We start from the raw sequence: 11,177 nt of genomic DNA, 5'->3' as shown, positions 1-11,177 counted from the left end.
ACGCTGACCGAGCGGCTGCTCGCCTTCGCGCGGCGCCAGCGGCTCGCGCCGCGCGCCGCCGACCTGACGCAGATGCTGACCGACATGCGGACGTTGATCGAGCGCGCGACCGGCGAGCTGGTCGTGGTCGAGATCTATGTCGAGGCCAATGCCTGGCCGGTCGAGATCGACGTCAACCAGCTCGAGAATGCGATCCTCAACCTCGCGGTCAATGCGCGCGATGCGATGGCGGGTGCGGCGCCCGGCGTGCTCGCCGGCGTGCTGGCGGAAGAGGCCGCGGGTGGCACGCTCGCGATCCGGCTCGGCAACATGGCGCTCGACACGCGCGAGGCGGCGCGGCACGGCGTCGATGCGGGCGACTATGCGCGGCTCACCGTCGCCGACACCGGTCGCGGCATGACCGAGGAGGTGCGCGCGCGGGCGTTCGAGCCGTTCTTCACCACCAAGGGGGTCGGACGCGGCACCGGGCTGGGGCTGAGCCAGGTCCATGGCTTCGTCCGCCAGTCGGGCGGCTTCGTCACGATCGACACGCGGATCGGCGAGGGCACCGCGGTGCACCTCTGGCTGCCGCGCACGCTCGCGGTGCCCGTCGTCCCGCAGGCGATCCGCGAGGTCAGCGTCGAGCGGCAGCGTCACGCCGCCGCGGTGATGGTGGTCGAGGACAATGACGCGTTGCGCGAGCTCGTCGTCGATACGCTGCGCGACGCCGGCTACCGCGTGATCGAGGCGCATGACGGCCGTGCCGCGCTGTCGCTGTTCGCGCGCCAGAGCCCGCCACCCGAGCTTGTCGTCTCCGACGTGATGATGCCGGGGCTCGACGGCTTCGCGCTCTCCGCCGAGATATCGGAGCGCGCGCCGCAGACGCGCGTGCTGCTGATGAGCGGCTATGCGGGCAACGACGCGCCGCTGCTCGCGGGCAAGGAGCCGCTGCTGGTCAAGCCGTTCCGCGCCGATTCGCTGCTGGAGCGCGTGCGCGGGCTGCTGGAGACCTGAAGCCCTCTCCCTTGAGGGAGAGGGTTGGGTGAGGGGTTCCAGCCTCAAAGGTGGGACGCGACGCTGACGCGTCGCTCCCCCTCGCCGCGACCCTCTCCCCGACGGGGAGAGGGGTTCTACCGCGCGATCCCCGCCGCCGCGAGCACCGCCAGCGTCACCAGCTCCGACGCGGTCGAGGTCATCGCGGCGATCTGCACGGGCTTTTCCATGTTGATCAGCATCGGCCCGATCATCGCGTCGCCGCCCAGCTCCTTGAGCAGCTTGGCCGACAGGTTCGCCGATTGCAGCCCCGGCATCACCAGCACGTTGGCCGGCCCCGACAGCCGGCTGAACGGATAGCGTTTCGCGGCCTCCGGATTGAGCGCGACGTCGGGCGCCATCTCGCCCTCATATTCGAATTCGACCCCGCGCTGGTCGAGCACCGCGACCGCCTCGCGGATGTTGGTCAGCCAATTGCCGGTCGGATTGCCGAAGGTCGAATAGGACAGGAAGGCGACGCGCGGGACATGGCCCATGCGCTTGGCGACCTCGGCGGTCTGCTCGGCGATGTCGGCGAGCTGCTCGGGGCTGGGCCGTTCGTTGACCGTGGTGTCGGCGATGAACACGCTGTGGTTGCGCCCGACCAGAAGGTGGATGCCGAACGGCGTGTGGCCGGTGGCGGGATCGAGCACCCGCAGCAGCTCGATCATCGTCTGGCGGAACGGGCGGGTGATCCCCGTGACCATCACGTCGGCCTCGCCCATCGCGAGCAGCAGCGCGCCAAAGATGTTGCGGTCGCGGTTGACCATGCGCTCGACGTCGCGGCGCATATGGCCCTTGCGCTTGAGCCGGTCGTAAAGCTTGTCGACCATCTGCGGCACCAGCGGCGAGTGGCGCGCATTGTGCAGCTCGTAGCCCGACGGATCCTCGACGCCGAGTTTCGCCAGCATGTCGCGGGTCTCGTCGACGCCGACCAGCACCGGAATGCCGTAGCCGCCCTCCTTGAAAGCGATCGCGGCGCGCAGCACGACCTCTTCCTCGGCCTCGGCGAACAGCACCCGCTTGGGCCGCGCGCGCGCCTGCTCATAGGCGGACGCCAGCACCGAGGTGGTCGGGTTGAGCCGGCCGCGCAGCGTCTGGCGGTACGCGTCCATGTCCGCGATCGGCTTCTGCGCGACGCCCGTATCCATCGCCGCCTGCGCGACCGCGACCGGGATCATCTCGATCAGCCGCGGGTCGAACGGTGCCGGGATGATGTAGTCGGGCCCGAATTTGTGCGCCACGCCGTAGGCGGCGGCGACCTCCTCGGGGACCTGCTGGCGCGCGAGCGCGGCGAGCGCGTGTGCGGCCGCGACCTTCATCTCCTCGTTGATCGTCGTCGCGCGCACGTCGAGCGCGCCGCGGAAGATGAACGGGAAGCCGAGGACATTGTTGACCTGGTTGGGATAGTCCGAGCGGCCGGTCGCGACGATCGCGTCGGGCACGGCGGCATGCGCGTCGGCGGGCGTGATCTCCGGATCGGGGTTGGCCATCGCGAAGATGATCGGCTTGGGCGCCATCGTCTTGACCATCTCGGGCGTCAGCGCGCCGGCGACCGAAAGACCGAGGAACACGTCGGCGCCCTGCAGCGCGTCCGCCAGCGTGCGCGCATCGGTGTCGGCGGCGTGCGCCGACTTCCACTGGTTCATGCCCTCGGTGCGCCCCCGGTAGATCACGCCCTTGGAGTCGCACATGATGACGTGGCGGACGCCGAGCGCCTTGGCGAGCTCGGTGCAGGAGATCGAGGCGGCGCCGGCGCCGTTGACGACAACCTTCATGTCCTCGAACCGCCGGCCGGTGAGATGCGCGGCGTTGATCAGACCGGCGGTCGAAATGATCGCGGTGCCATGCTGGTCGTCATGGAAGACCGGGATGTTCATCCGCTCGCGCAATGTCTGCTCGATCACGAAGCATTCGGGCGCCTTGATATCCTCGAGGTTGATCCCGCCGAAACTCGGCTCCATCAGCTCGACCGCGTCGATGAAGCGGTTGACGTCCTCGGTCGCGAGTTCGAGATCGATCGAGTCGACGTCGGCGAAGCGCTTGAACAGCACCGCCTTGCCTTCCATCACCGGCTTCGAGGCGAGCGCGCCGAGATTGCCCAGTCCCAAAATCGCGGTGCCGTTCGAGATCACCGCGACGAGATTGCCCTTGGCGGTATAGTCGTAGGCAAGCGACGGATCCTTGGCGATCGCCAGGACGGGCACGGCGACGCCCGGCGAATAGGCGAGCGCGAGGTCGCGCTGCGTCGCCATCGGCTTGGTCGCAATGATCTCGATCTTGCCGGGGCGGCCCTGCGCGTGGAAGTCGAGCGCCTCGCGATCCGAAAACTGCAGCCGATCGGGCATTTCTCTCTCCGCTCACTTCGTTTCGGTGCCCATGCGGCATGAGGCTGGCAGGGGCAAGCCAAAGCCGGTAGCAGGCAGGGCATGACGGGGAAAAGTGCGCCGCCAGCCACGCTGACGCCGATGATGACGCAATATCACGGTCTCAAGGCCGAGGCGCCCGATTGCCTGCTGTTCTACCGGATGGGCGACTTCTTCGAGCTGTTCTTCGAGGATGCCAAGATCGCCGCCGCCTGCCTCGACATCGCGCTCACCGCGCGCGGCGACGGCGCGCCGATGTGCGGTGTGCCGGTGCATGCCGCCGACGCCTATCTGGCGCGGCTGATCCGCGCTGGGCACCGCGTCGCGGTCGCCGAGCAGATCGAGACGCCGGCGCAGGCCAAGGAACGCGGCGGCTACAAGGCGCTGGTGGCGCGAAAAATCATCCGGCTGGTGACCGCGGGGACGCTGACCGAGGAGACCTTGCTCGACTCGCGCACCGCCAACTGGCTGGTCGCGCTGGCCGACGTCGGCGGGCGGATCGGGCTGGCCGCCTGCGACATCTCGACGGGTCGGTTCGAGCTCGCCTCAGTGCCTGCCGCCAGCCTTGATGCCGAGCTGGCGCGGCTGGGGCCGTCCGAGGTGGTGGTCGCGGAAGGCAGCGCGCTCGGGCTGGAGGGTGCCGTCACCGCAGCACGCGCGTCGTTCGCGAGCGGTGAGGGCGAGCGGCTGCTCAAGAGCCGCTTCGGCGTCGCGACGCTCGACGGCTATGGCAGCTTCGATCGCGCCGCGCTGGCGGCGGCGGGCGGGCTGCTCGCCTATCTCGACCGCGTCGCGCAGGGCGGCGAGACCTTCCTCCAGCCCCCGATCCCGCGCACCGCCGACGACCATATGGCGATCGACGCGGCGACGCGCGACAGCCTCGAGCTCACCCGCACCCAGACCGGCGAGCGCAAGGGGAGTTTGCTCGACTCGGTCGACCGTACCGTGACGGGCGCGGGCGCGCGGCTGCTCGCGGTCGATCTGTCCGCGCCGCTCAACGACATCGCCGGTATCGAGGCGCGGCTGACGCTGGTCGGGCGCTTCGCCGAGGACGGCGGGTGCCGCGATAGGCTGCGCGCCTCGCTCAAAGCGCTGCCCGACATCGGCCGCGCGCTCGGACGGCTGGTCGCGGGGCGCGGCGGTCCGCGCGATCTCGGCCAGCTCCGCGATGGCCTGTCGGGCGCGCGCGATCTCCACGAACTGCTCGGCAGGCTCGACCAGCCGCCGGCGCTGCTCGCTGAATTGCTGCCCGCGCTGCGGGGGCACGGCGCACTCGTCGACCGGCTGGCGCGCGCGCTGGTCGCAGCCCCGCCGATCGACGCGGCGCAGGGCGGCTTCATCGCCGAAGGCTATGACGCGGCGCTCGACGATCTGCGCGGCCTGTCGGGCGACGGCCGCCGCGCGATCGCCGCGCTCGAGGCGCGCTACCGCGACCAGACCGGGATCGCCGGCCTCAAGATCCGCCACAATGGCGTGCTCGGCTATCATATCGAGGTCGGCGCCAAACATGCCGATCCGCTGATGCGCGCGGACAGCGGCTTCACCCACCGCCAGACGCTCGCCGGCGTCGTGCGCTTCAACGCACCCGCGCTGCACGAGCTCGCGCTCAAGGTCGGGCAGGCCGGCGCGCACGCGCTCGCCGCCGAGCAGGCGCATCTCGAGGAGCTGATCGACCTGGCACTGGCGTCGCGCGATCCGATCGCGGCGACGGCGGATGCCATCGCGCGGCTTGATGTGGCGGCGGGACTCGCCGAGCGCGCGATCGAAGGCGGCTGGTGCCGGCCCGCCATCGTCCCGCACGCCTGTTTCGAGATCGAGGGCGGTCGCCACCCGGTGGTCGAGAGCGCAGTGGCGGCTAGCGGCGAGCGTTTCGTCGCCAACGACTGCCGGCTCTCCGAGGACTCGCGGCTGTGGCTGGTCACCGGCCCCAATATGGGCGGGAAGTCGACCTTCCTGCGCCAGAACGCGCTGATCGCGGTGCTCGCGCAGGCCGGCAGCTTCGTGCCGGCGACGTCCGCGATCCTGGGGCTGGTCGACCGGCTGTTCAGCCGCGTCGGCGCCTCGGACAATCTGGCGCGGGGCCGCTCGACCTTCATGGTCGAGATGATCGAGACCGCCGCGATCCTGGCGCAGGCGACCGAGCGGTCGTTCGTCATCCTTGACGAGGTCGGCCGCGGCACCTCGACCTACGACGGGCTCGCGATCGCCTGGGCGGTGGTCGAGGCGGTGCACGAGACCAACCGCTGCCGCTGCCTGTTCGCGACGCACTATCACGAGCTCACCCGGCTCGCCGAAAAGCTCGACGCGCTGTCGCTCCACCATGTCCGCGCCAAGGAGTGGAAGGGCGAGCTGGTGCTACTCCACGAGCTCGCGACCGGCGCCGCCGACCGCAGCTACGGGCTTGCGGTGGCGCGGCTGGCGGGGCTGCCCAAGCCGGTATTGGCGCGCGCGAAGGACGTGCTCGCGCGGCTGGAGAAGGGACGCGAGAAGACAGGCGGAATTGCCGCAGGGCTCGACGATCTGCCGCTGTTCGCCGCCGCGACGACCCGCGAGGCGGAGGCGCCCGATGCCGTGCGCGAGGCGCTGGCGGCGGTCGACGTCGATGCGCTGGCGCCGCGCGAAGCGCTGGAACTCGTCTATCGTCTCAAGAGCTTGGTGACCGACACAGGAGAAACGCAATGAAGATCAGCGCGCGCAACCAGATCCCGGGCACCGTGGTCGAGATCGTTCCCGGCGCCGTCAACGGCAGCATCAAGGTCGACATCGGGCAGGGCGTGATCGTCACCTCGAACATCACCGAGGAAGCGATCGCCGACCTTGGCCTCGCGATCGGCGACGCCGTGACGGTAATCGTCAAGGCGTCGGACGTGCTGATCGGCAAATAGGGCGAGCCGTGACGGTGCTCAGTGCGCCGATTTCCAGATCGGTCCTGCGGCGAGCTCGGCGACGATGCTCGCGGTGCACTGGCTGGTGAAATCGTCCGCCTGCAGCGCACGGGCGCGCCGCTTCAGCTCGCCGCAGAGTTCGTCGGCGAAATCCTCGCCGAAGCGGCGCGTCAGCACGGTCGCCAGCGCGGTTGCCAGTTCGAGCGCCGCGATCGCCGCCTGGTTCGAGGCGTAGGGGCGCTTATGCTCCATCTTGGCCAGCAACTGGCTCTGCGCGTCGTCGCTCGTGTGGGTGGTTCCCATCGTCCGTGCCTTTCGAGGTTTCTCCTGCCGGCACGATAGACCCGATCCGCCGGTTACCCAAATCGCGGGCGACCAGCGGCCGATCAGGAGACTTTACACCCGCATCGGCATCAGCACGTACAGCGCCGGGGCCTTCTCGCTCTCGCGGATCAGCGTCGGCGCGGCGGCGTCGGCCAAATGGACCTCGACCTCGTCGCTCTCGATCTGCCCGAGAATGTCCATCAAATAGCGCGCGTTGAAGCCGATGTCGAAGCCGAGCGAGGTATAGTCGCCGGGGACTTCCTCCGCCGCCGTGCCGTTCTCCGGCGAGGTCACCGACAGGATGATCTTGTCGCGGTCGAGCGTCATCTTGACCGCGCGGGTCTTTTCGCTGGCGATCGTGGCGACGCGGTCGACGCCCTCCATGAAGCTCTTGGGGTCGATCTTGAGCAGCTTGTCGTTGCCGGTCGGGATGACGCGCGAATAGTCGGGGAAAGTGCCGTCGATCAGCTTCGAGGTCAGCGTCGCCTGGCCCAGCCCGAAGCGGATCTTGGTCGAGGACAGCGAAACCTCGACCGAGCCGTCGAGCTCGTCGAGCAGCTTGCGCAGCTCCGCCACGCATTTGCGCGGGATGATCACGCCGGGCATGCCCGAGGCGCCCTGCGGCTGCGCGACCGTCATGCGGGCGAGGCGGTGACCGTCGGTCGCGGCGGCCTTGAGCACCGGGCCGTCCGATCCCTCTTCCGAGGTGTGGAGATAGATGCCGTTGAGATAGTAGCGCGTCTCCTCGGTCGAGATCGCGAAGCGCGTCTTGTCGACGATCTGGCGCAGCGTCGCGGCGGGGAGGTCGAAGCGGGTCGGCAGTTCGCCCTCGGCGATCACCGGGAAATCGTCGCGCGGCAGCGTCGAGAGGTTGAAGCGCGCGCGGCCGCCGGTGACCAGCATCTTGCCTTCCGCGGCGGTGAGCTGGACCTGGCTGCCCTCGGGCAGCTTGCGCACGATGTCGAACAGCGTGTGCGCCGAGACCGTGGTGGCACCCGCTGTATCGACCGCGGCGTCGACGGTCTCGACGATCTGCAGGTCGAGGTCGGTCGCCATCAGCTTGAGCCCGCCGCCGGCCGACGCCTCGAGCAGCACGTTGGACAGGATCGGGATGGTGTTGCGCCGTTCCACCACCGACTGGACATGGCTCAGGCCCTTGAGAAGCGTAGCCCGCTCGATCGTCGCCTTCATGAAATCCCCATTCACCCGCACGGTTGGAGCATGGTTATAGCGTGGGCGCGCCACGCCGCCAGCCTTAACCGCGGGAGCCTTAACCCTTCGGTAGGGATCGTCGTACGGGATTTTCAAAGGACTGGCGTTGTCGCACGCGGCGTTCGATAGAGGCCGCGGGCGAGGGGGCGCGATGCGAGCGATGGACGGGATCGGGGCGGCGATCGGGATGGCGCTGCTTGCAACGTCTGCCGCGGGCGCGGCCGCGTCCAGGCCGGGTGCGGACGGGCGGTCGACGATCGACGTGTTCCGCGATTGGGCGGCGTTCCGCGACGGCCCGACCGACGCGCCCTCGCGCTGCTTCGCGATCGCCGAACCCCCGCGCGGCACCGCCGCGGCGGGGCATGGCGCCTTCGCGTCGGTGGCAAACTGGCCGGCGCGTCGAATCCGCGCACAGCTCGCGATCCATCTCAGCCATGCCCCGCGCGGTCCCGCGACGTTGAGCATCGGCGACGCGTCCTTCGCACTCGTCGTGCGCGGGCAGCAGGCCTGGGCGCGCGATCGCCATGCCGATGCCGCGATCATCGCGACGATGCGCTCGGGCAGCTCGATGAGCATCAGCGGCGTCACGGCGACGGGCATGCCCTTCGCCGACGGCTATCGGCTGCATGGCGCGGCAAGCGCGATCGACGCCGCGGCGCTGGCGTGCATGCCCGCGCACTGACGAAGCCGAGGGAATTCGCACCGTCTGAGCGTGCTCCCGGCGAACGGGGGCACGCACAATGCGCACCGCTGGAAAAAGCCCGAAGATTCGCCTATGTGCCGCCCCATGCAGACCGCCGCCAACCTGATGCCGATTCCCGGCCACGTCGATCCCGTGCCCGTGCCGCGCGCCATGCCTGTCCGCGAGGATGGCAAAATCGATCTGGTGGGGCTCACCCGCGAGCAGATCAAGGCCGCGCTGGAGGCGGGCGGGCTCGAGCCCAAGCAGGCCAAGCTGCGCGCCAAACAGCTGTGGCACTGGATCTATCATCGTGGTGCCACCGACTTCACGACGATGACCGACATCGCCAAGGTCCAGCATCCCTGGCTCGCCGAGCGCTTCGTCGTCGCGCGGCCCGAGGTGGTGACCGCGCAGGTCTCGACCGACGGCACGCGCAAATGGCTGCTGCGCTCGCCCGACGGGCATGATTTCGAAATGGTGTTCATCCCCGATGCGGATCGCGGCACGCTGTGCGTGTCGAGCCAGGTCGGCTGCACGCTCAATTGCCGCTTCTGCTTCACCGGCACGATGCGGCTGGTGCGCAACCTGACACCGGGCGAGATCGTCGGCCAAGTCATGCTCGCGCGCGACGCGCTCGGTGAGTGGCCGTCGCAGCCCGAGGGCCGCATGCTCACCAACATCGTGATGATGGGGATGGGCGAGCCGCTCTATAATTTCGACGCGGTGCGCGACGCGCTCAAGATCGTCATGGACGGCGACGGGCTCGGCCTGTCGCGCCGGCGGATTACGCTGTCGACCTCGGGCGTGGTGCCGATGATCGCGCGCGCCGGCGAGGAGATCGGCGTCAACCTCGCGGTCTCGCTGCACGCGGTGACCAAGGAAGTGCGCGACGAGATCGTCCCGCTCAACCGCAAATATGGCATCGACGAGCTGCTCGCTGCCTGCGCCGCCTATCCCGGCGCCAATAATGCGCGGCGGATCACCTTCGAATATGTCATGCTCAAGGACAAGAACGACAGCGCCGAGGATGCGCACGAACTGGTCCGGCTGCTGCGCCACTACAAGCTGCCCGCCAAGGTCAATCTGATCCCGTTCAACCCTTGGCCGGGCGCGGATTATGAATGCTCGACGCCCGAGCGGATCCGCGCCTTTTCCAACATCGTCTTCGAGGCGGGCATCTCGGCGCCGGTGCGCACCCCGCGGGGTCGCGACATCATGGCGGCGTGCGGCCAGCTCAAGTCGGCGGCGGAGAAGAAGAGCCGTGCCGAGCTCGACCGGCTGGCCGACGAGAAGCAGGCGGCGCTTGGCTGACCGCTCGAATCGTTGCCTTTTATCCTGTGATCTTGCGAAAAAGGGCGTGCTGCCCCTAAAGCACGTCCTGAAATGCTACTCGATCCGTTCTTCCGCCGTATCATCCGCAAGGGTGAGCTGATCATCACCGACGCCGCCGGCCGCACCCACCGCTATGGGGCCGCCGATCCGGCGCGCGCGCCCGTCCACATGACCTTCCACGATCGCCGCGTGCCGTTCGACATCATGCGCAAGCCGACGCTGGGTGTGTCGGAGGCCTATATGGACGGCCGGCTCGACGTCGACGGCGACGACATTCTGGCGCTGCTCGACCTGTTCCGCGCCAACGTGCCGTGGGAGTCCGCGCGCGACGACGGGCTTGGCACCGGCGAGCACCCCTGGCTGACCAGGCTGTTCCGCGCCAATTCGGCGCGCCAGTCGAAGCGCAACGTCGCGCATCATTACGATCTGTCGGATCGGCTCTACGATCTCTTTCTCGATCGCGACAAGCAATATAGCTGCGCCTATTTCGGCGAGGACAATGTCGATTTCGACCTCGACCGGTCGCAGCTCGCCAAGAAGGCGCACATCGCCGCCAAGCTTGATCTGAAGCCTGGCCAGACTGTGCTCGACATCGGCTGCGGCTGGGGCGGGATGGCGCTCTATCTCCACCGCGTCGCCGACGTCGACGTGCTCGGCATCACGCTCAGCGAGGAGCAACTCAAGGTCGCGCGGCAGCGGGCCGAGGCGGCGGGCGTCGCCGACCGCGTCCGCTTCGAGCTGATCGACTATCGCACGCTGACCGGCCATTTCGACCGCATCGTGTCGGTCGGCATGTTCGAGCATGTCGGCGTGCCCGATTTCCGCACCTATTTCCGCAAGGTCCGCGACCTGCTGACCGAGGACGGCGTCGCGCTGATCCACACGATCGGGCGGATGGGGCCGCCGGGCTATACCGACAGCTTCACCGCCAAATATATCTTCCCCGGCGGTTACATCCCCGCGATGAGCGAGACGGTGGCGGCAAGCGAGCGCGAGCGGCTGATCGTCTCCGACATCGAGGTGCTGCGGCTGCACTACGGCCTCACCATCGACCATTGGTACGCGCGCACGGGCGCGGCGCGCGAGCAGATCGTCGCGCTGTACGACGAACGCTTCTATCGCATGTGGCGCTTCTACCTCGCCGGCGCGACCACCGCCTTCCGCTGGGGCGAGATGGTCAATTTCCAGATCCAATATGTCCGCAACCGCCGCGCGCTGCCGATCACCCGGGACTATCTCGCACGCGACGAAGCGGCGCTGCTTTCGAAGGGGTGAGATAGATAGCCGTTCCCCGGCGCACGCCGGGGCCCAGGCCCCACGTCGCTTGTCTAACGTTGTGCCCGCCACAAGCTGCGGGCCTGGGCC

Annotated in this window: 9 protein-coding genes; 6 read left to right on the top strand and 3 right to left on the bottom strand. The window is 68.8% G+C overall.

All coding sequences use genetic code 11. The annotated features are described in order from the left end of the window. Nucleotides 1-993 (top strand): response regulator (locus tag Q0326_RS13450; protein ID WP_298691319.1); only part of this gene is annotated, 993 nt, incomplete at its 5' end. A gap of 116 nt (nucleotides 994-1,109) precedes the next feature. On the opposite strand, the gene Q0326_RS13445 is transcribed toward Q0326_RS13450, so the two are convergent. Beyond that, nucleotides 1,110-3,359, bottom strand: a complete 2,250-nt coding sequence (locus Q0326_RS13445) for an NADP-dependent malic enzyme (RefSeq protein WP_298691317.1) — start codon at nucleotides 3,357-3,359, stop codon at nucleotides 1,110-1,112. A 120-nt stretch (nucleotides 3,360-3,479) separates the two neighbouring features. On the opposite strand from Q0326_RS13445, the gene mutS reads away from it, so the two are divergent. Continuing rightward, a complete protein-coding gene (gene mutS / locus Q0326_RS13440) occupies nucleotides 3,480-6,059 on the top strand; it encodes a DNA mismatch repair protein MutS (RefSeq protein WP_298691321.1) in 2,580 nt (859 codons plus the stop codon). Then, on the top strand, nucleotides 6,056-6,262 hold the full coding sequence (locus Q0326_RS13435; protein ID WP_298691315.1) for a TOBE domain-containing protein: 207 nt from the start codon (nucleotides 6,056-6,058) through the stop codon (nucleotides 6,260-6,262). The genes mutS and Q0326_RS13435 overlap by 4 nt, the downstream gene beginning before the upstream one ends. A gap of 18 nt (nucleotides 6,263-6,280) precedes the next feature. Here the strand turns inward: Q0326_RS13435 and Q0326_RS13430 are convergent, their stop codons facing one another. Together Q0326_RS13430 and dnaN are read right to left on the bottom strand one after the other, a co-directional pair. After that, entirely contained in the window at nucleotides 6,281-6,565 is a 285-nt protein-coding gene (locus Q0326_RS13430; protein WP_298691313.1) for a hypothetical protein, read from the bottom strand. A 93-nt stretch (nucleotides 6,566-6,658) separates the two neighbouring features. Then, nucleotides 6,659-7,777, bottom strand: coding sequence for a DNA polymerase III subunit beta (gene dnaN / locus Q0326_RS13425; protein ID WP_298691311.1), 1,119 nt, complete (start codon nucleotides 7,775-7,777; stop codon nucleotides 6,659-6,661). A 181-nt stretch (nucleotides 7,778-7,958) separates the two neighbouring features. On the opposite strand from dnaN, the gene Q0326_RS13420 reads away from it, so the two are divergent. The 3 genes from Q0326_RS13420 (at nucleotide 7,959) to Q0326_RS13410 (ending at nucleotide 11,087) form a co-directional block, all read left to right on the top strand. After that, entirely contained in the window at nucleotides 7,959-8,480 is a 522-nt protein-coding gene (locus tag Q0326_RS13420) for a hypothetical protein (RefSeq protein ID WP_298691309.1), read from the top strand. 93 nt (nucleotides 8,481-8,573) lie between these two features. Then, nucleotides 8,574-9,791 (top strand): 23S rRNA (adenine(2503)-C(2))-methyltransferase RlmN, encoded by a 1,218-nt coding sequence (gene rlmN, locus Q0326_RS13415; RefSeq protein ID WP_298691307.1) that lies wholly within the window; start codon nucleotides 8,574-8,576, stop codon nucleotides 9,789-9,791. A gap of 72 nt (nucleotides 9,792-9,863) precedes the next feature. Beyond that, complete coding sequence (locus tag Q0326_RS13410; protein WP_298691305.1) at nucleotides 9,864-11,087, top strand: cyclopropane-fatty-acyl-phospholipid synthase family protein; 1,224 nt, start codon at nucleotides 9,864-9,866, stop codon at nucleotides 11,085-11,087. Nucleotides 11,088-11,177: the final 90 nt, after the last annotated feature.

The sequence above is a fragment of the uncultured Sphingomonas sp. genome (assembly GCF_937859915.1).
GTDB lineage: Bacteria > Pseudomonadota > Alphaproteobacteria > Sphingomonadales > Sphingomonadaceae > Solisphingomonas.
This window is presented reverse-complemented; position numbering and strand designations above follow the sequence as displayed.